General features: G+C 62.4%; 17 protein-coding genes. 11 read left to right on the top strand and 6 right to left on the bottom strand.

What is annotated here, in order from left to right; translation table 11 throughout:
- The first annotated feature begins 21 nt into the window (after positions 1 to 21).
- Complete coding sequence (locus ACZ5YV_RS02745) at positions 22 to 2,199, top strand: TonB-dependent receptor (RefSeq protein WP_464788475.1); 2,178 nt, start codon at positions 22 to 24, stop codon at positions 2,197 to 2,199.
- 106 nt (positions 2,200 to 2,305) lie between these two features.
- Here ACZ5YV_RS02745 and pabB read toward each other — a convergent pair whose 3' ends face one another.
- Entirely contained in the window at positions 2,306 to 3,514 is a 1,209-nt protein-coding gene (pabB, locus tag ACZ5YV_RS02750) for an aminodeoxychorismate synthase component I (RefSeq protein ID WP_464788476.1), read from the bottom strand.
- A gap of 308 nt (positions 3,515 to 3,822) precedes the next feature.
- Between pabB and ACZ5YV_RS02755 the strand changes: the two genes are divergently transcribed.
- The 6 genes from ACZ5YV_RS02755 (at position 3,823) to ACZ5YV_RS02780 (ending at position 10,196) form a co-directional block, all read left to right on the top strand.
- Positions 3,823 to 4,755, top strand: a complete 933-nt coding sequence (locus ACZ5YV_RS02755; protein ID WP_464788477.1) for an AraC family transcriptional regulator — start codon at positions 3,823 to 3,825, stop codon at positions 4,753 to 4,755.
- A gap of 82 nt (positions 4,756 to 4,837) precedes the next feature.
- On the top strand, positions 4,838 to 5,596 hold the full coding sequence (locus ACZ5YV_RS02760; RefSeq protein WP_464788478.1) for an SDR family NAD(P)-dependent oxidoreductase: 759 nt from the start codon (positions 4,838 to 4,840) through the stop codon (positions 5,594 to 5,596).
- A 154-nt stretch (positions 5,597 to 5,750) separates the two neighbouring features.
- Positions 5,751 to 8,321 (top strand): TonB-dependent receptor, encoded by a 2,571-nt coding sequence (locus ACZ5YV_RS02765; protein ID WP_464788479.1) that lies wholly within the window; start codon positions 5,751 to 5,753, stop codon positions 8,319 to 8,321.
- 34 nt (positions 8,322 to 8,355) lie between these two features.
- Positions 8,356 to 8,892, top strand: a complete 537-nt coding sequence (locus ACZ5YV_RS02770) for a 2,4'-dihydroxyacetophenone dioxygenase family protein (RefSeq protein ID WP_449471741.1) — start codon at positions 8,356 to 8,358, stop codon at positions 8,890 to 8,892.
- 112 nt (positions 8,893 to 9,004) lie between these two features.
- Entirely contained in the window at positions 9,005 to 9,409 is a 405-nt protein-coding gene (locus ACZ5YV_RS02775; protein ID WP_464788480.1) for a nuclear transport factor 2 family protein, read from the top strand.
- A 37-nt stretch (positions 9,410 to 9,446) separates the two neighbouring features.
- Positions 9,447 to 10,196, top strand: a complete 750-nt coding sequence (locus ACZ5YV_RS02780) for an IclR family transcriptional regulator (RefSeq protein WP_464788481.1) — start codon at positions 9,447 to 9,449, stop codon at positions 10,194 to 10,196.
- A gap of 183 nt (positions 10,197 to 10,379) precedes the next feature.
- Here the strand turns inward: ACZ5YV_RS02780 and desA are convergent, their stop codons facing one another.
- The gene (desA, locus tag ACZ5YV_RS02785) at positions 10,380 to 11,774 is read right to left on the bottom strand and encodes a syringate O-demethylase (protein ID WP_464788482.1); all 1,395 of its coding nucleotides are present in this window, start codon (positions 11,772 to 11,774) and stop codon (positions 10,380 to 10,382) included.
- On the bottom strand, positions 11,771 to 12,505 hold the full coding sequence (locus ACZ5YV_RS02790; RefSeq protein WP_464788483.1) for an alpha/beta fold hydrolase: 735 nt from the start codon (positions 12,503 to 12,505) through the stop codon (positions 11,771 to 11,773). Before ACZ5YV_RS02790 ends, desA begins: the two co-directional genes overlap by 4 nt.
- Before the next feature lie 134 nt (positions 12,506 to 12,639).
- Between ACZ5YV_RS02790 and ACZ5YV_RS02795 the strand changes: the two genes are divergently transcribed.
- The 4 genes from ACZ5YV_RS02795 to ACZ5YV_RS02810 are packed head-to-tail and all read left to right on the top strand — an operon-like array spanning position 12,640 to position 15,624.
- Entirely contained in the window at positions 12,640 to 13,518 is an 879-nt protein-coding gene (locus ACZ5YV_RS02795) for a methylenetetrahydrofolate reductase (protein ID WP_464788484.1), read from the top strand.
- A gap of 25 nt (positions 13,519 to 13,543) precedes the next feature.
- Complete coding sequence (gene purU / locus ACZ5YV_RS02800) at positions 13,544 to 14,404, top strand: formyltetrahydrofolate deformylase (RefSeq protein WP_464788485.1); 861 nt, start codon at positions 13,544 to 13,546, stop codon at positions 14,402 to 14,404.
- Positions 14,373 to 15,278 (top strand): bifunctional 5,10-methylenetetrahydrofolate dehydrogenase/5,10-methenyltetrahydrofolate cyclohydrolase, encoded by a 906-nt coding sequence (locus ACZ5YV_RS02805; RefSeq protein WP_464788486.1) that lies wholly within the window; start codon positions 14,373 to 14,375, stop codon positions 15,276 to 15,278. Before purU ends, ACZ5YV_RS02805 begins: the two co-directional genes overlap by 32 nt.
- Positions 15,271 to 15,624: a dihydroneopterin aldolase gene (locus tag ACZ5YV_RS02810; RefSeq protein ID WP_196226803.1), complete on the top strand. Its 354-nt coding sequence runs from the start codon at positions 15,271 to 15,273 to the stop codon at positions 15,622 to 15,624. Before ACZ5YV_RS02805 ends, ACZ5YV_RS02810 begins: the two co-directional genes overlap by 8 nt.
- Positions 15,625 to 15,660: 36 nt before the next feature.
- Here ACZ5YV_RS02810 and ACZ5YV_RS02815 read toward each other — a convergent pair whose 3' ends face one another.
- The 3 genes from ACZ5YV_RS02815 to ACZ5YV_RS02825 form a co-directional block, all read right to left on the bottom strand.
- On the bottom strand, positions 15,661 to 16,599 hold the full coding sequence (locus ACZ5YV_RS02815) for a helix-turn-helix domain-containing protein (protein WP_464788487.1): 939 nt from the start codon (positions 16,597 to 16,599) through the stop codon (positions 15,661 to 15,663).
- Between the two features lie 89 nt (positions 16,600 to 16,688).
- Positions 16,689 to 17,651, bottom strand: a complete 963-nt coding sequence (locus ACZ5YV_RS02820; protein ID WP_464788488.1) for a PDR/VanB family oxidoreductase — start codon at positions 17,649 to 17,651, stop codon at positions 16,689 to 16,691.
- A gap of 4 nt (positions 17,652 to 17,655) precedes the next feature.
- Positions 17,656 to 18,759, bottom strand: coding sequence for a Rieske 2Fe-2S domain-containing protein (locus tag ACZ5YV_RS02825; protein WP_464788489.1), 1,104 nt, complete (start codon positions 18,757 to 18,759; stop codon positions 17,656 to 17,658).
- Between the last annotated feature and the right edge of the window lie 194 nt (positions 18,760 to 18,953).

Consider the following 18,953-nt stretch of genomic DNA (forward strand, 5'->3'; position numbering starts at 1 on the left):
CCAAAAAATAGGGAGGGAAGAATGAAACGCATATTGCTGACGGGCTCCACCGCCATCATGACCTTGTGGACGTCATCCGCCTGGTCGCAGGAAACGGCCCCGCAGGCGGGATCGTCCAACACGCTGGGCGAGATCGTCGTGACGGCCCAGCGTCGGACGGAAAATCTGCAGAAGGTGCCGGTTGCCGCCAGCGCGCTGGACGCAGGCGACCTGAAGGCGAATGCCGTCGTTCGCCTCAACGACCTTCAAAATGCGACGCCCGCGCTGTCGATTTCCGACGCGGGTATCACGTCTGCGGTCAACATTCGCGGTATCGGCCTTGCCAGCAACTCGCCCAATGTGACGGCAGGCGTCGCCACCTATGTCGACGGGCTGTTCCAGCCGCCGATCGTCCAGGCGAACAGCTTCTATGATCTCGCAAGCGTCGAAGTGTTGCGCGGTCCGCAGGGCACGTTGGTCGGCAGCAACTCGACCGGTGGCGCGATCTTCATCAATTCGCGCAATCCTGATCTGAATGGCATCAATGGCTATGCCGAGGGGAGCGCTGGCAATCGGGGCAATTTCGGATTGGAAGGCGCGGTGAACGTGCCGCTGTCCTCCACGCTGGCTGTACGCGGTGCTGGCTTCTACCGGGGCCATGACAGCTATTTCAACGATGTCGGCCCCTTCAACAACAAGGCGGGCAAGCTGGACGAAAAGGGCGGGCGGCTGGGCGTGCTGTGGCAGCCGGGCGATTTCCGCGCGCTGCTGAAGGTCCAGTATAATGATCGCGACATTGGGGGCTATGCCTATCGTCCGATCCGGGGAACGGAGTATTCGCCTTATCGGGTGGGTGACATCTATACGCTGAATTATGATACGCCCGTGGCGATCCGGGAAAGGGCGTTCATCTCCAGCCTGGAACTACGGCAGGAGTTCGCCAACGGCATCGTGTTGCGATCCTTGAGCGGCTATCAAAGCAAGAAGATCGAGGGCGTCAACGATGTCGATGCATCGCCTGCGCCAGACGGTGTTGCCGAGGATTATTTCGCCCGCGAACGCCAGTATAGCGAGGAAGTCAACCTGATCTCACCAACCGGCGAAACGCTGGAATGGATTTTGGGCGGCTATTTCCAGCGCAACGAGATCAAGGTGCGGATCCATCAGCTGCAAGCTGGCTTCCCGACAGACATTGATCCCGACAATATACGCACAACGCTAGGCATCTTCGCGCAGGGCAGCTACCGCGTGACGCCTGATGTCCAGTTGCAGCTGGGCGCGCGCTATTCACACTATAAGGCGAGCGGTGTGGGTCAGGTACGCATCGGCGCTGGCATCCCGATCTTCCCTCCGGGCGGCCTGCCCGTCGCCAACTTGGCTGGCACGCACCAGGATGGGCGCGTGACCGGCAAAGCTGCGATCAACTGGACGGTCAACGACGACCATCTGCTCTACGCCTTCGTGGCGCGGGGATATAAGCCGGGCGGCTTCAATGCTGTGGATTCCGAATTCCGGCCGGAAATGGTTTGGAACTATGAAATCGGTTGGAAGGCGAGCCTGTTCGACAAGCATGTCCGCACGCAGATTTCGGGTTTTTATAACGACTATTCCGACTTCCAGTTTGAAGTGATCGAGCCGACGACCGGTTTCAATGGCGTCCAGAATATTTCGAAAGGCAAGATCAAGGGTTTCGAAGCGCAGTTACAGAGCAAGTTCGGCGGCTTCAGTTTTGACGCTAACGTCGCCTATGTCCATTCGAAGCTCGCCGGGCTGACTTTCATCAATACGCGGGCTATCCCGTCTGGAAGCCTGGGTCCTCAATGTCCGCCGGGTGCGCCGTCCGCACCTCCAGCATGTTTCGATTATACCTCTGCCATCATCACTACCGATGGCGGTCCCAACCTTTATTCGCCGAAGTGGACCTATGGCGGCACGGCGGCCTATGAGTTCCAGCTGGGCGATGACGTGACCCTGACGCCGCGCATCAGCTATTCCTATGTCGGGCCGCGCTTCACCTATCTCGCTTATTCGCCAATATCCGACCGGATCGGGGGATATGGGTTATTGTCCGGCCTCGTCACCCTGCGCACCGGCCAGTTCCATATCGAGGCCTATGGCACCAACCTGACCGGCAAGCGCTATGTCAGCGGCCAGTTTGGTCTCAATGAATTTTACGGTGCGCCGCGCGAATATGGCATTCGCGCAGGCTTCACCTTCTGAAGTTGAGGGAAACCCGTCGCCATCGGGTGGCGGGTTTCAGTATTAGTGCTTTGGGGCTTGTTTGATCAGGCCAGATTGAACAAGCGCGGCATCGCGGCGAGAAATGCTAGTCAAGAAATCGTGCCTTGGTCAGGCACTCCTCCCATTCCGCGAGGGGATCGGAGTCAGCGACGATGCCGGACCCGAGGTCGATCGTCAGCCGCCGTTCTGCCGGTGAGATGGTCAGGGTACGGATCGCGACGTTGAAACGCGCGTCACCGTCCGGGGTGAAATGGCCGATTGATCCTGTGTAGATGCCGCGCGGTCTGTCTTCCAGCTGTGCAATCACTTGCGCCGCGCGGATCTTGGGCGCTCCAGTGATTGAGCCGCAGGGGAACAGGGCAGCGAGGATGTCGAAGGCGTCCACGTCCTCGCGGCGGCGGGCCGTGACGGCAGAGACCATCTGGTGGACCGTCGGATAGGTTTCGACCGAAAAAAGCTGCGGCACCTTTACCGATCCAGGCTCCGCCACCCGCGACAGGTCATTGCGCATCAGGTCGACGATCATCAGATTTTCGGCACGTTGTTTGGGATCGGCGGCCAGCGACTGTGCGGCAGCGGCATCCGCCGTGGGATCGCCGTGTCGCTCCGCCGTGCCCTTCATCGGACGACAGGCGATGTCGCGCCCCGTCACCGTGAAGAACAACTCCGGCGAGAAGGAGAAGATGAGGTCTGCGCCGGTCGATATGATCGCGCCATAGGGGGCACGCTGGCGCTGCCGCAGCCGGGTGTAGAGCGCCAGCGGATCACCGTCGAAGTCCATCCCGGCGCGGAAAGTGAGGTTGGCCTGATACAGATCGCCTGCACGAATGAGTTCGAGCAGGTCCTCGATCCGCCCCATATGCTGCCCCTTTGTGCTGGCGGGCGTCAGCGGCCCCATGAGGAACGCTGCATCGGTGGGGAGTAGGTTCGCGAACATTTGTGACGGCAGCACCAATGGGGTCCCGAATATTCCGAACCAGAGGAACGGCCCGCAGGAGGGGGTAACCGGCATCGCGGGATCGAAGGCGGCGGCGGCATCATAGCTGACAAAGCCGGCGGCGTGTGCGCCTTGTCTCGTGGCTGCGCGCACCGCTTCCAGCGCAGGTGCGACTTCCGAGAGCGTCGCAGCCTCGATCACTTGCATCGGATGGGTGAAGAGCGTGACGTCGCCGTTGGGCGAGGATGCGTCGTCTAAAAGCACATGGGGTTGATCGAAGGCCGGCAGGAAACCCATGGCCTTCACACCACATTCTGGTCGGGCCGATTGCGGCGGCACAGTAAGAAGATGGTTCATTGCACGCTCCACGTCGCACGCGCCGAGAAATCTTCGGCCTCTGAACGAGCTTTAGGTCTGCTGTGGCCCCACATCGCGCCGTGGCGATCATTCGAACTGATCCGCAGATATTCATTTTTTCTAAGTCTTGGTCCGAAGCTACATTCCACGGGAGGGAATGAACGGAGATAAAATTAGATTTATCAGTCTCTTGACGATGCTTATGACCCCGTCACCTGCGACGAGCCAGATGAAGGCCAGGGGATGACGACCGCCACTATTTCCTTTTCATAATTTATGTGAAACTGTTCCAGTCAGGAGAGCGGTGGATGATCGAGCAATTCTCGACGCAGGACGTCGCCAGGCGTGATCGCTTGGCCTACTGGAACAGAATCGCCTCTGGCCGGTCCGCCGGACTGATGATCGACAGTTCCAATCGCGAATTTCTAGGTCAGCTTGGCTGTTGGACGCTGGGCGATCTCACCATTTTCAAGGCGCGGGCGGAATCTTCGGTCGTGTCGCGCAGCGCCCGCCACCATGGCGAAGAGCGGCTTCTGGTGCACCTCCAGACCCTTGGCCTCAGCGAGCAGCGCCAATCCGGCCGCGAATGCGTACTGAGGCCCGGCGACCTTTCCATCTGCACCACCGCAGCGCCGATGCGGATCGAGGTTGCATCCCATGAAATGATGGTGGTCGATGTCGCCCGCCATGAACTGGAACAGCGGGTGCCGCAGTTGGACCTCCATATCGGCAGTCCGACGCCCGGCAATTCGCCGACCGTCCACAGTTTTCACCAACTCGCTCTTGCCCTGTGGCGAGAGGCGGAGAGCCGCGCCGCGCCGCCTGATCCAAGCTGGGCCGAGGGCGCCGAAACGCTGATGCTCGACCTTCTGGGCCTTGCCTTGCGCAGCGCTGTGCGCGGCGGTCCCAATGTCGATGGCCGGGGACTGGCGCGGGTCAAGGCGATCGTGGAGGCACGGCTGGGCGATCCTGACCTCGACACGGAATCTATCGCGCGCGAAGTCGGCATATCGCCGCGAACGATCCAGACATGGTTCGCGGCCGAAAGCACGACGCTACGCGCCTATATATTGGACAGGCGGCTGGAAAGGGCGCTGGAAATGATCGCGGCCGACCGGGCGGCGAACATCACCGCGATCGCCCTCGAACTCGGCTTCAACGATCCTGCTTATTTCGCGCGCTGCTTCCGCAAGCGGCACGGCTATTCACCCCGCGAAGGGCGCCAGATCGCGCGCGCCTGACCAGCGGTAATTTCCAAAGATCGCCCATCGGCCGCTCCGATCGCAGGAGCGCGCCTACCATCAGCATGCAGGAGTGACGCAGATGACCAACGGATTGCTCGCCGGGAAAACGGGCTTTGTCACTGGCGCTGCCAGCGGCATCGGGCGCGGCATCGCCAAGGTGCTGGCGGCGGAAGGGGCGCATGTCGTGTTGAGCGACCTTGCCTCCTCAGCCGAGGAAGGCGCGCAGGCGGTCGCGGAGATCGAAGCGGCGGGCGGCATCGCGTGCTTTATGGCGGCAGACGTGACCAGCGCAGCCGATATCGACGCGCTGATTGCGCAGACGCGCGCGATCAACGGGCGTATCGACTTCGCCGTTAACAATGCGGGCATCGGCCTTAAAGCCATGTTGGCGGAAAGCAGCGATGATCTGTGGGACCGGGCGAATGATGTGAACCTCAAAAGCTGTTTCCGCATCATGCGCGGCGCTCTGACCGTCATGCGGGAGCAGGGTGGCGGCAGCATCGTCAACGTCTCATCCATCGCGGGAGCGGTGGGCTTGCGCGAAGCAGGCGTCTATTCGGCGACCAAGCATGCGATCCTTGGCCTGACGCGAACGGCGGCGGGGGAAAATGGCGACCTCAATGTGCGCGTTAATGCCATCCTGCCCAACGCGATCCGCTCCAAGCTGCTCGACGGCACTTCGCCCGAGTTCCTGGAAGCGCTGCTTGCGCCCCAGGCGATCAAGCGGCTGGGCGAGCCGGAGGAGTGCGGCCACCTTACGGCCTTCCTGCTGTCGGACAGGGCTGCCTTCATCACCGGCGCGTGCATCCCGATCGATGGCGGCTATCTGGCAAACTGATTAAGGCGATAATTCGCATTCGTGAAAAATTCGTGGAAATGAATCAAATTGCGCTGGAGTCCTGTTCGGCAGCGCTCCAGTGCAAGCGGGAGAGGCGGGTTTCTGTCATTTCGATGGTGAGCGCGAAAAGCGTCCATTGTCGAGGGGAGGAACCATGATCAAGATTATTGCCGCTTTGCCGGTTGCGTCGGTGCTAGCCATAGCGGCCGGGACTTTGGCGCCCGCTTTAGCGCAGGAAACGACGCCTGCGGCGGTTCCCGCCACGGAAGAAGCGCCCCAGAGCGGCGGCATCCAGGACATCGTCGTCACCGCCCAGCGGCGTTCGGAAAATGTGCAGAAGGTGCCGATCGCGATTTCCGCCTTCACCAATGAAGCGTTGCAGGAACGGGCGGTGCAGAGCGTCGCCGCGCTGTCGGGACTCGCCCCCAACGTCACCTTTGATGCAGGAACGCCCTTTTCCGGATCGTCGTCTGTGCTGGCTGCCTATGTTCGTGGCATCGGGTCCAACGACTTTGCCTTCAATATAGATCCGGGCGTCGGCGTCTATCTGGACGGCGTCTATCTTGCACGTTCGGTCGGCGCGAACCAGGAATTGGGGGACGTCGAGCGGATCGAAGTGCTTAAAGGTCCGCAGGGCACGCTGTTCGGCCGTAACACCATCGGCGGCGCGATTTCCATTGTCACACATGATCCGGGCGACAAGTTCCGCTTCATCGGCGATGCGACCACGGGAAGCTACAAGCTGTTCCAGGCGCGCGGCACGGCGGACATTCCGATCGCCGATACGCTGTCGAGTTCGGTGTCCTTCTCCGTCAAGACGCGCAACGGCTATTTCAAGCGCAAGCCCTTTCCGGGCGCACAACCGGGCACCTATCAGGTCGAACCGGCAACCGCCTATTCCGCGAGTGGCTACGAAAATGCAGGACTTGGCCGCGAAGGCGGCGAGGATGCCTGGAGCCTGCGCACCAAGCTGCGCTGGGAGCCGAGCGACGCGGTGCGCGTGACGCTGAGCGGCGATTACAGCAACAGCAAGCAGGAACAACTGCCAAACACGCTGCTGGCGACCACGCCCAATGTCGCGGGCGGCGCTTTCGACGTTTTTGCGGGCAGCTATAACTGCGCCATCGCGGGGCAGTCGACCGGCTGCGGCAATGGACCGCCGTCCTTCGCCTATGCATATCGGCGCGCCGGCCGTTCGGGCTTGTTCGACTTGCCCGCGATCTTCGGCGTCAATGCAGACGCCAACCCCGATAACAACCGGCTGCCTTATGACAACCGCTTCGTCACCGGGGACAAGGACAGCAGCTATGCGACCGGTTCCAACTTTTCGCGCATGCAGTCCTATGGCGGGGCGGGAACGATCGAATATGATCTGTCCGACAGCCTGACGCTGAAATCGATCACCGCCTATCGCGAACTGCACTGGAAGGCGGGTCTGGACAATGACGGTTCGCCGCTCAACATGCTCCAGATCAGTTTCGAGATGAACCAGAAGCAGTTCAGCCAGGAACTCCAACTTTTGGGGAATGCGCTGGATGATCGCCTTAAATATGTTCTGGGCGCCTATTATTTCAGCGAATCGGGTAATCTCCACGAATATGTGACCTTTGGTGAAGGACTGTTGTCGATCGACGGCAACAATCTCCTCAACACCAAGAATGGCGCGATATTCGGTCAGCTCGACTTCAAGCCGATCGACCTTGTCGGCATTACCGTCGGCGCTCGCTATACGAAGGAAAAAAAGTCGTTCGAAGGGTTCCAGACGGACCTCAACGGCCTGACCTACAAGATCCTGAATGGGTTCGGCGTGCCTGCCTGCGCATCGCTTACCCCGATCAGCGACGATTGCCGCATCGCCGGGGGCTTCCCCAACGCCAACGCGCCGCTGCAACTTTATCCCGGTGGCGAGAACCGCAAGACGTTCGACAATTTCTCGCCCAAGATCGGCGTGCAGCTTTATCCCAGCGACGACTTCATGGCCTATGCGTCCTGGTCGAAGGGATACAAGACCGGCGGATGGACCACGCGTCTGTCGAACCCGTTGCCCGATGCGCCGAGCTTTGACGAGGAAAAGGCGACGACCTGGGAAGTCGGTTTCAAGTCGAAGCTGCTTGACCGGCGTCTGCAACTGAACTTCGCGGCCTTTACGACCGACTATAAGGGCATCCAGCTGAACTTCCAGCAGGGCGTGTCGCCGACCATCCAGAATGCGGGTGATGCGCGCATCAAGGGGTTCGAGGCTGAAGCCGTGTTCGCACCCATCCGCGCCCTGACCCTGACAAGTTCGATCGGCTATATCGACGCCAAATATACGTCAGTCCTGCCCGGCGCGGTGGTTGCGCCCAGCGTGATCCAGGGGGGCGTCTTCGTGGGCGCCGAACTGCCAAAGACACCGCACTGGAAGGTCAATGTCAGCCCGCGTATCGAACTGGACGTCGGTAGCAGCGGCGCGAAGCTCATCATGTTGGCCGACTGGACTTATACGTCCCGGATGCGCAACGACACCGAAGGCACGTTCCTGCTCGATCGCAAGTCGTCGAACGTCGTCAACGCCAACGTCACGCTGCGCTTGCCCGACGACCGCTACAGCGTGACGGTCGGCGGCACGAACGTCTTCAACGAACGCTTCCTGACCACGGGGCAGGCGCAGATTGCCGGGGGGCAATTCTACGGCACCTATAATCGTCCGGCCGAATGGTACGCCAGGCTGGGCGTGAAATTCTGATCAACCACAATACACGAAACAGGATCGCATCATCATGTCCACTGTAATGACCGCCCCCCCATCGACCGCCTTCAAGATCGTCGATGTGCCCGAAAACCTGTCTCATGTGATTGAGGCGCATGGCGTCAAAGGCAGCTTCATCGGGCCGTCGGAGGCGGAAAGTCCTTGGGTGCCCTTTGGCCCCAACGCCGCCATTCGCCACCTGGCCTTCGACGTCCGCCAGAACATCTATTGCAACGTGCTCTGGCTGAAGGGACCAGGCGTCGTAGGCACCCACAAGCATCGCGGGCGGCTGGTTATGATGTGCCTGGAAGGCAGCCTGCGCTATCTGGAGCATGATTGGGTCGCAGGCCCAGGCGACTTCTTCCTGGAAGTGCCCGGCGAACGGCACACACTGGTCAGCGAGCATCCCCAGGGTGGCAAGCTGTGGGGATGGATGCAGGGGCCGATCGAATTCTACGACGAGGATGGCAAGTTCGTGGAGACGGCCGACGTATGGTGGTTCATCAACCATTATGAGAGCTACTGCCGGGAAAATAACTTGCCCATCAACCCGCAACTCTACCTCTGAGCGGTGGCGTCCGCCGGGAGGAGCAGCCCGCCTCCCGGCGGATGGATTGAAAAATGACCAAGAGCAGGCCCCTGCCACGCAAAGCCGCACAGGCCGCGGCGCCGAAGACCTCATGAGCTTCCCAGCCCCGGACCAGCGCCGCGCAATCGAGTGGGACTGTACTCGGCTCGTCCATCACTATGCCAATCTGAACGATGCGGCGAAATGGGAAGCCGCAGCCAACTTGTTCACGGATGATGGCCGGTTATCCAGGCCAACCGCGCCCGATCAGCCGATTGTTGGCCGCGAAGCTATATTGGCCGCCTTCCTCGCCCGCCCGCCGCGTATCACCCGCCATGTCTGCGCCAATGTCGTGATCGACATACTCAGCACAGATGAGGCCACAGGCGAAAGCGCTATGCTGTTGTTCGTCGGCCCAGGCACGCCCTTGGTGGGATCATTCAAGGACAGGTTCATCCGCACCACTGGAGGATGGCGTTTCCTGGAGCGAAGGGGTTCGCTCATCTTTTCAGCGTGAGGCTATGCCATTTCATTCCTGATGCTAAAGTCGGGCAATGAACGAACAGACGCTATCGCCCACCGTCAAATCCGCCATGCGCACGATCGACATCATCGAATATGTCGTGTCGTGCCGCCGCCCACTAGTGGCGCAGGAGATCGCGCAGGCGCTGTCGATCCCGGTCAGCAGCCTGTCCTACCTGCTCGCGACGCTGACGGAGCGTGGCTATCTGCAACGCGAAGGGCGACGCTACAACCCGGGCCCGGGGCTAGCCCGCCTGCAAGGGCCAGCACCCGCCTTCTCGCTCGCTGAACGCGCCGCGCCACTTGTTCGGTCGCTCCGCGTCCAGCTGAACGAAACCAGTTCCTTTTTCGTGCGCAAAGGGTGGGAGATGGAGGCGCTGGTCACCGAGACAAGCGACCATGCGCTGCGCTATGCCGTGCATACCGGCCGCCGCACGCCGCTTCACTGCTTTTCGGCGGGCAAGGCCTTGCTGGCGGCGCTGCCGGACGAAGAGTTCGAATGCTATCTGGAGGAAAGCCGTCGTGAGGCGCTGACTCCCACAACGATCACGAACGCTGACGCCCTGCGGCAGGAGATCAGGCTGGTGCGGCAGACGGGCGTGGCGCGCACACGGGAAGAAAGCACGCCCGGCATCTACGGCTTGGCCTATGTGGCGCGCGCGGATGGGGAAGTGGCCGGGGCGTTCAGCGTCGCCGTGCCGGTAGTGCGTTTCGATGAGGAACTTGACCGGCGCGTGGTGTCCGCGCTGACGCGGACGGCGGCTTTGTTCGATATTGCCTGAAATATGCCGCTGATCCCGGCGCCGTTCGCCCTCAGGGCAAACGGGTGAGGTCGTGCTCCTGCGAAGGCAGGAGCTCAGGTCCAAGCGATGAACTAGGCTTCTGCCTTCGCAGGAGCACAGCAGCACTGCCCCTTAAAAAATCCGGCGGGGCGCCAGGGAGAAAACGCCCCGCCGGTTGGATGATCAGGCGGTCTTGCGGGTCCGCCAGCCATCCGCGTAGCTGTCGCGCGCGACTTCGGAATAGGGAGCGGGGCTGACAGTGGCGTGGATTTCGACCTGGATGTGCGGTTCGACGGTCGGCTTGCTGGTGCCGCCATCGGGTTCGCCCCACAGCAGCGTCACCTTCGTGCCCGGCTCCGCATATTCGGCGTCCAGCATTGCCAGGGTCAGCATCCGGCCTTCATTGGCGCTGTAACCGACCCAGGTGGACAGGCCAACCTGCTTGCCATCGACCAGCACCGCGTCATAGGGGTGCATCGAATAGACCGCCGAGGGAAATTCGAAATATTTCGCGCGGTCGCCCTTCTGGAAGGCGGAGCTGATGACACGGGCGACATCCTCGCTGTCCAGCGCCAGCGTCACCTTCTTGCGATGCGGTCCGGCCGCGATCTTCTCCAGCGCTTCGCGGCCGATAAAGTCATGGTCGAACTTGACGAACGGACCATAGCCAAGATCCCATGGCGTCAGATAATAGCCATCGATGCTGTCGGGAACATAGCTGCCGCCGATCGACGCCTTGGCTTCGTAGGAGTTGGCGGTCAGCCATTCGCGATAGGGCTTGAGCGCTTCGCCGCTGTAGATGGCGGGCAGCGGGGAGGGGATCCAGCCCGATTCAAGCGTGTTCGACGAATAGGTGCGGCCACCCACCAGCGTCAGGCCGAAGGGTTCGCCCGCCTTGATCAGTGCCTGGCGCACGGTTTCGCGTTCCGCCCAGGGGCCGAACAGCTCATAGCCGGGCTGGCCCGCCATGCCGTGACGCAGAGCGCGGACTTTGCACCCTGCAATGTCGAGCGTGGTCATGTGGAAGAATTTGAGGTCGGGCGGGGTCTCTCCCATCGCCGCCTCAAGCGTCTGCATCGCGTTCGGTCCTTGCAGCTGATAGCGATAGGACTTGCGGTTTTCGGGGTCCGGACGAACGGCGGTGCGCTCATCGCGTTCGACGGTGACGTTCCACTTGCCGGTCTGGGCGTGGTATTCCACCCACTCAATGGCGGGGGCACGGCCGACTAGGTTGAAGCGGTTTTCCTCAAGGTAGAAAAGGATCACGTCGCCGATGACATAGCCGTCGGGCGTGACCGGCACCCACTGTTTGGCGCGATCGGGGATGAAGCCCTTGAAGCTGTTGATGCCGAGATGGTTAAGCATTGCGAAGGCGTCCGGCCCGCTGACTTCCAAATCGACCATGTGATAGGACTGGTTGAACAGCACGGCCTTCTGCGCCCATGCGGTCTGTTCGTTGCGCCAGTTGGAATATTCCGCCGGAACGCCCGGATAGGCGTTGGGTCCGGTCTGCTGGTTGCGCAGGAAGTGAACGAGGTCACCCTTGCCTTCGAGCAGATTTTGCAGGCTTTCAGTCATTCATCGTCTCCCATCATGATGTTGGAACCGGCGGGCATTTCCAGCCAGTCGGCTATGGCTTCGTTAAGGGCATCAGGCGCCTCGGCGGGTAGCATGTGGCCCGCCTTGGCGATGATCTTGAGGTGCGCACCGGGGATGCGTGCAGCGATGGAGCGGTGCTGTTCGGGCGGACTCCACTCATCATCCTCGCCCACCGCGACCAGCGTCGGACAGGCGATGTTGGGCAGCAGCGATTCGACCTCCGGGCGGCCGAGAAGGGCGGTGATTTGCGCCTCATAGGTGTCGACGCCCGCCTGCGTCGCCATGAGGTGCAGCGGTGCGATCAACTCCTGATCGGCGCGGCGGGTGGGCGCGACCATGGGGGGAAGCCAGCGGTCCACCAGTGCGGCCATGCCCTCCGCCCGGCCGAGCGCCAGCAGGTTGTGGCGCTTCTCTGCCTCTCCTTCACGGACGGTGTGTGTGCCGGTGCTAATCAGAGCGAGCTTTTCCACGCGCTCAGGGGCAAGGCGCATAACCTCCAGCGCGACCCGCGCACCCATGGAATGGCCGAGCAGCGCCATCTTCTCGGGGCCAGAGGCGATCACGCGCTGCGCCATCTCCGCGATGCTGCCACACGCGCCAAAGCCATCGATTGCCAAGGCGTCGGGGAAACGATCCAGCTGCGCGGCAAACACACGGGAATCGCAAAGAAGGCCGGGCAGAAGGACAAGATTTGCGGTGGAAGCGGACACGATGAAATCGCCTTAATTCGTATTCGTGAAATTTCCTATATACGAATTAACGGAAAGGCGCTAGAGAAGAAATGGCAAAAAGATCGAGCGGCCGACGCTGCTCGACAAAGCCCAAACACTTCAGGAGAGCGGTCATGGCGGGCGCGGCGACGATCCACCCGAACTGGGAACAGCATATCCCCAAGCGGATCACCGATGGCTATTCGATCGAGATCACGGCCAAGGATTGCGACGCCCTGCGTTCTGCCGCGTCGATGCTGGCGCCGGAAACGCCCATCGCCATCACTTTCCTGCCGGGCGAGACGATCGATGCGCGGATCGACGCGGCGAAGCTGGTCCGTGACTTTGGCTTTGAACCCATGTCGCATCTGTCGGCGCGGCGGATCGGGTCCTACGAGGAGCTGGAACAGACGGTTCGCCGCTCGGTCGAGGAAGCGGGCGTGCGCCGCATGTTCGTGGTGGCGGGCGATCCTCCTGTTCCTGCGGGGCCGTTCGAGGATGCGCTTTCATTGCTTCGCACCGGCCTGTTCGAAACGCATGGCGTGAAGGCGATCGGGATTGCGGGGCACCCGGAAGGTCATCCGGTGATGGACGAAGAGGCCCGGTGGAGCGCACTTTTGGCGAAGTGCGTGGAGGTGTCGGATCGCGGCATGGCCCCGCTGATCGTCACGCAGTTCGGCTTCGATGCTGCTCCAGTACTCGACTGGCTGCTCGAACTGCGGCGGCGGGGCATCGATGCGCCGGTGCGGATCGGTGTGCCGGGGCCAGCGGGGATCAAGACGCTGCTGCGCTTTGCTGCCCATTGCGGGGTCGGCGCGTCTGCGTCGGTGCTGGCCAAATACGGTATTTCCCTGTCGCGACTGCTGGGCGCTGCTGGCCCAGACCGGCTGGTGGGCGACATCGCCGCTGGCCTGCATTCTGGTCACGGCCCCGTGCGGCTGCACTTCTATCCTTTCGGCGGCCTGGCGCGGACGGCGGAGTGGATTGGGCAACACCGATCAAACCAGAATTGACGCACATCATCCATAGGGGGATCGATTGACCCAGACCTGCATCCTCACCTTGTCCTGCGCCGACCGGCCGGGACTGGTCGCCACCGTCGCCGCCTTCCTGGCCTCGCATGGCGGGAATATCCTTGAAGCCCAGCAGTTCGACGATCGCGAAAGCGGGCTGTTCTTCATGCGCGTTGTGGCCGAACTGGCGGAGCCATGGAATGACATCGGCAAGCTGAGCGCAGCGTTTCAGCCGGTAGCGGACGACCATGGCATGGAATGGAGCCTGCGCGATGCGGCGGAGCGGCGGCGGGTGCTGTTGCTGGTGTCGAAGTTCGACCATTGCCTGGGCGACCTGCTCTACCGCCACCGCATCGGCGAACTGCCGATGGATGTGGTCGGCATCGTGTCCAACCATCCGATGGCCGCGCTGAACACCACGATGATCGGCGATATTCCCTATCATCACCTGCCCGTCACCAAAGACACGAAGGCGCAGCAGGAAGCGCAGATCAAGGCGGTAGTCGAGGATACCGGCGCGGAACTGATCGTTCTGGCGCGCTACATGCAGATATTGTCGGACGATCTCGCCGCTTATCTGTCTGGCCGCTGCATCAACATCCATCACAGCTTCCTGCCCGGCTTCAAGGGCGCCAAGCCTTATCATCAGGCGCATGCGCGCGGCGTCAAGATGATCGGCGCGACCGCGCATTATGTGACCGCCGACCTCGATGAAGGGCCGATCATCCATCAGGATGTCGAGCGGATCAGCCATGCCGACAGCCCCGACGATCTGGTTCGCAAGGGCCGCGACATCGAACGGCGCGTGCTGGCGACGGCGGTCGCCTATCATCTGGAAGACAGGGTATTGGTCAATGACAGCCGCACAGTCGTTTTCCGCAACTGATCCGCGCGTGGCCCGGACCATCGACGGCAAGGCGCTCGCCCGCACGATCGGCGCGGAGACGGCGCGCCAGGCGGCCGAGCTGCACGCGCGAACCGGGATACTGCCGACGCTCGCCGTCGTGCTGGTGGGCGAGGACCCGGCAAGCCAGGTCTATGTCCGCCGCAAGGTCAAGGAGACGAAAGCAGCGGGCATGCGGTCGATCGAGCATCGGCTGGACGCTTCCATCGCGCAAGCCGAGTTGCTGTCGCTGATCGGGTTGCTGAACGTCGATCCGAGCGTCCACGGCATATTAGTGCAGCTGCCTCTCCCTCGCCAGATCGACGCGACGCGGGTGCTGGACGCGATCGATCCGGCCAAGGATGTGGATGGGTTCCACCCCGTCAATGTCGGGCGGCTATCGACCGGAATTGGTGGGCTGGTGCCGTGCACGCCGCTCGGCTGCATGCGCCTGCTCGACACGGTGGTGGATGACTATCGCGGCCTCAACGCCGTGGTGATCGGCAAGTCCAACATCGTCGGCAAGCCTGTCGCCATGCTGCTGCTGGAACGCGAATGCACGGTCACCGTCACGCATGTCGCGACGAAGGGCCTGGCCGACATGGTGCGCATGGCTGACATCGTTGTTGCCGCCGCCGGCAGTCCGCGCCTTGTGCGGGGGGATTGGGTGAAGCCCGGCGCGATCGTGATCGATGTCGGCATCACCCGCGTGATCGACGAGCATGGAAAGGAACAGCTGGTGGGCGATTGCGCCTTTGATGAGCTTGGCCATGCCGGAGCTGTGACGCCGGTGCCGGGTGGGGTGGGGCCGATGACCATCGCCTGCCTGCTTGCCAATACGGTGCAGGCGGCGAAGCGGGCGGCGGCTCTTGGCTGAGTCCTGCTCCACCACGCGGGTCGCCGTGCGCGACCTGCCGCTGATGGCGGACATCGGTATCAACCCGGACGAGATCGGCACGTTCCAGCCGCTGGTGGTCAGCATCACGCTGCTGGTCGATCCGGTGACGGAGGACATGCTGGGCGCGACGATCGACTATCGCCGCGTCCATGAACTGGCGCGGATGCTGGCGGAAAAGCGCATCGGGCTGATCGAGACGTTCGGCGCGGAACTGGCGCGATCCTGCCTCGCTTTCGACCATGTGCGGCAGGCCGAGGTAGTGATCGACAAACCCCGCGCGCTGCCCTCGGGTATGGCGTCGGTCACGATATCGATGTCGAAGTGAAGGGCGGGTAGGGCGGGGAGACACCCAAATCCCTAGTCATCCCTTCCGAAAAGACGTCGGCGAACGCCCAAATTCCTGCGCGAAACAGCGGGCGAGATAGCCTGGATCATTGAAGCCGCACGCATAAGCGATTTCGCTGACGGTCAGGCTGCGGCACGCCCTGTCCTCCAGCATTGCGCGGACGCGACCCAAGCGGATCGTGCGCAGTTCGCGCCCGACGCTGCTGCCCGTCGCGGCGAACAGGCTGTGGAGATAGCGGACTGAGATCCCATGCTGCGCGGCGATGGCCGCAGGCGTCAGGTCCGGGTCCGCGAAGCCGCTGGCCAGCGTCCGGCGGATTTGGTGCATCAGGCGGCGGCGATGTGTGGTTTCCTCGCCCGCCATCCCATCGCACATCAGCGCGAGGCAGCCGCCAAGCTGGTCAGCGATCAGGTGAGCGGGCAGGGGCCGTCCTTCCTCCACGGCATGGGCGACGCTGTGCAACAGCCCGTCGATCGCGGCGCCCCATGGCGATGATCCGATCAGCGGGCGGATGGTGCAGGCATAGGGATCGGCCAGCCAGCGTTCGATCCAGGCACTGGGCAGGGCGACCAGATAGGCTTCCGAAAATGCGGATGTGACAAAGCTGAAATTATCGAGATGGCTGAACAACAGGGCCTCGCCCGCGCCCAGCGTGGCTTCGCGCCCGTTCTGACGCAGGGTGATGCCGCCGCTGCGCATATAGACAAGGTCGAAGCGCGGCGAGGCGCCGTGGCGCCCGCTGGCGTCGTGCACGCCTTCCTGGCTGGTCGCGTTGATGACGGAGAATTGCACGTCGCCGATATGCTGCTGGCGCAACTCGCCGCGGAATGTAGCGCGATCCGGCACGCGAATGTCGATGGGCGTCACATGCGCTTGCACCTGCCCGTGCCAATGGTCAAAGGCGGGCAGGCCGTCCAGCGCGGCGGTCGATACGTGATAGCCGGGGCCATTCACCCGCAGTCCGTCTCCTTCCCGCGCCGTCGATCGCGCGTTCGGCCGCGACGATAACGGGAAAAGCGGGGGCGCGCCACAAGGACGTTAGTTCAAAGGTCGAGAAGCAACAGCGGCGATAGCGACCGAGAGCAGCAGGGGGTGAAGAGCTTTCCTTCGTCCCGTTCCTCGTCGGTCAGATAGCTGTCGCGATGGTCCGGCGCCCCTTCCAGCACGCCGGTGACGCAAGTGCCGCACACGCCTTGTTCGCAACTGATCGGGACGTCGATCCCCGCATCGGCCAGAATGCTGGCAACCGACGCGCCGGGTGCGATCGAAAAGGTCGCGCCCGTGCTGGCAATGCGCACATCGAAGGGCTGGTCGCCTGCTTGTACCAGCGGTTCGGCGGCTTCGAACAGTTCACGATGGATGCTGGCATCCGCCCAGCCAAGCCGTTGAGCCTCGTCCCGCACGGCGTTCATGAAGCCTGCCGGGCCGCACACATAAACATGGGTGTCTGGGCCGGGCGACCCAAGCGCAGCCGCCGGATCGAAGCGAGGCGATCCATCATGCCGACTGAAATAGGTGCGTCCGCCCGCCGCGTCCACGGCGCTGCCGAAGGCGACGTTTTCCGGGTTCCGGCAGCAATAATGCAAGTCAAAAGACTTCCCTTCGCTCGCCAGCGCCGCCGCCATGGACATGATTGGGGTGATGCCAATGCCCCCGCCGATCAATATGTGGCGGCTGCCTCCTTTGGCGAGCGCGAACAGGTTGCGCGGCGTGCCGACATTTACCTGTCGCCCCGGATGGAACGCGTCATGCACCCGAGCCGATCCGCCCCGCGATTGCGGTTCGCGCAGCACCGCGATCTGGTAGCGGTGCCGCTCTGCCGGATCGTTGCACAGCGAATATTGCCGCACCAATCCTTCATCCACCACGACGTCGATATGTGCCCCTGCCGCGAAGGGCGGTAGCTCGCCGCCGTCGGCCCGCCCGAGGTCGATCCGCACGATATCCGGAGCCAGCAGCACGCGTCCGGTGATTTCGAGCGTCAGCCCATCAGCCAGCTTTGCCATGACCTCAGACCACAGGTTCGACCGGCAGCCGGGTGCCAGCCTTTCGCGTCAGCAGGTCGAGCGGCGATTCCGCGCTGGGCTGCGGCAGGGCGCCTTGCGCCTCGTCGGCGATCAGCTTCTTCATGATCCGGCGGGCGCGGGTTGCCGCGACGTCGGCTGACGCCATGACCGGTCCCATCTCATCGAGCGTCCGGGTCCCCATCATGCGCTGCTGTTCTTCCAGGATCGGCTTGTCCTGCCCGACGAAGGCGATCTCGATCGCGGCGCGCCACATCTCGTCGACCGACGGATCGTCCACCTTGTAGTTGCGCGCGAAGGACCAGAAATACCAGCTGGAGGTCGCATCCTTGGGCGTCAACAGGTCGCACCCATAGAGCCAAACGCCCTCATCCCGCGTCTTGCCCACCGGGGTTACGCCGACGTCGAGCAGCAGGTTGCCCGGCGGGTCCCAGCGCATATAGGCCCAATGATCGACATTCTCCGCATAATTGTCGAAAGCGGCGGCCCAGGCGGGCGGCGCTGCGCCGTCATGCGCCCAGCGGTTGGACCAGACCGTGGTGCCGCTTTGGAGCGTCTCCAACTTGCTGCGAGTCAGCGCCTCGCTGTTCAAAACGCCTTCATGCACGAATTCGGCATGGGTCAGGTCGAGCAGGTTGTCGCTGATCAGCTCGTAGTTGGCCGCGACCTCCATCATGCCTTCGATCCGGCGGAAGGACGGGTGATTGTTGCAGGAAAAATCGGGGATCGTGCTTTCGTCGGCATGATCCGCATCGCCGAGCCACAGCCAGATCATGTCGTAGCGTTCAACCACGGCATAGCGCTTCACCCGCATCTTTGCCGGGATGATGCCATCGATCAGCGGCGTTCGCGTACAGCCGCCGGAGGTGCCGAAACGGAAGCCATGATAACCGCACTGGACATCATCGCCGATCAGCTTTCCGGCGCTTAGTGGGGCAAAGCGGTGCGGGCAGACATTGCCGAGAGCGACCGGATCGCCATTTTCCGTGCGGTAGAAGACGATCGATTCATTGCAGATCTGACGTTCCAGCAGGGCGCGCCCGATCTCGCTGCTCCAAGCGGCTACATACCAGCAATTCTTAAGGAACATCTGCCTCTCCGCATTATTCAACCCGTCGTCGGGCCGTTTTTCGCTGTCAGGATAGATCGGCGCGTCCGGGCTTGCGCGGACAGGAGAGCACAAAAGTTGGGACTAGGAAGCAGCGCCGTAAGGGCGCGCGCATGGGGACTTCCCCGGATCAAGACTGCGATTTTTAAGAACCGGCTCCCATTGAGCATTTCGGC

It is taken from the genome of Sphingobium sp. TomTYG46 (assembly GCF_055396345.1).

Excerpts from the sequence above, each read along its gene's own strand:
- ACZ5YV_RS02745 (WP_464788475.1), top strand. The coding sequence starts at position 22 with ATGAAACGCATATTGCTGACGGGCTCCACCGCCATCATGACCTTGTGG.
- pabB (WP_464788476.1), bottom strand. The coding sequence starts at position 3,514 with ATGAACCATCTTCTTACTGTGCCGCCGCAATCGGCCCGACCAGAATGT.
- ACZ5YV_RS02755 (WP_464788477.1), top strand. The coding sequence starts at position 3,823 with ATGATCGAGCAATTCTCGACGCAGGACGTCGCCAGGCGTGATCGCTTG.
- ACZ5YV_RS02760 (WP_464788478.1), top strand. The coding sequence starts at position 4,838 with ATGACCAACGGATTGCTCGCCGGGAAAACGGGCTTTGTCACTGGCGCT.
- ACZ5YV_RS02765 (WP_464788479.1), top strand. The coding sequence starts at position 5,751 with ATGATCAAGATTATTGCCGCTTTGCCGGTTGCGTCGGTGCTAGCCATA.
- ACZ5YV_RS02770 (WP_449471741.1), top strand. The coding sequence starts at position 8,356 with ATGTCCACTGTAATGACCGCCCCCCCATCGACCGCCTTCAAGATCGTC.
- ACZ5YV_RS02775 (WP_464788480.1), top strand. The coding sequence starts at position 9,005 with ATGAGCTTCCCAGCCCCGGACCAGCGCCGCGCAATCGAGTGGGACTGT.
- ACZ5YV_RS02780 (WP_464788481.1), top strand. The coding sequence starts at position 9,447 with ATGAACGAACAGACGCTATCGCCCACCGTCAAATCCGCCATGCGCACG.
- desA (WP_464788482.1), bottom strand. The coding sequence starts at position 11,774 with ATGACTGAAAGCCTGCAAAATCTGCTCGAAGGCAAGGGTGACCTCGTT.
- ACZ5YV_RS02795 (WP_464788484.1), top strand. The coding sequence starts at position 12,640 with ATGGCGGGCGCGGCGACGATCCACCCGAACTGGGAACAGCATATCCCC.
- ACZ5YV_RS02805 (WP_464788486.1), top strand. The coding sequence starts at position 14,373 with ATGACAGCCGCACAGTCGTTTTCCGCAACTGATCCGCGCGTGGCCCGG.
- ACZ5YV_RS02820 (WP_464788488.1), bottom strand. The coding sequence starts at position 17,651 with ATGGCAAAGCTGGCTGATGGGCTGACGCTCGAAATCACCGGACGCGTG.
- ACZ5YV_RS02825 (WP_464788489.1), bottom strand. The coding sequence starts at position 18,759 with ATGTTCCTTAAGAATTGCTGGTATGTAGCCGCTTGGAGCAGCGAGATC.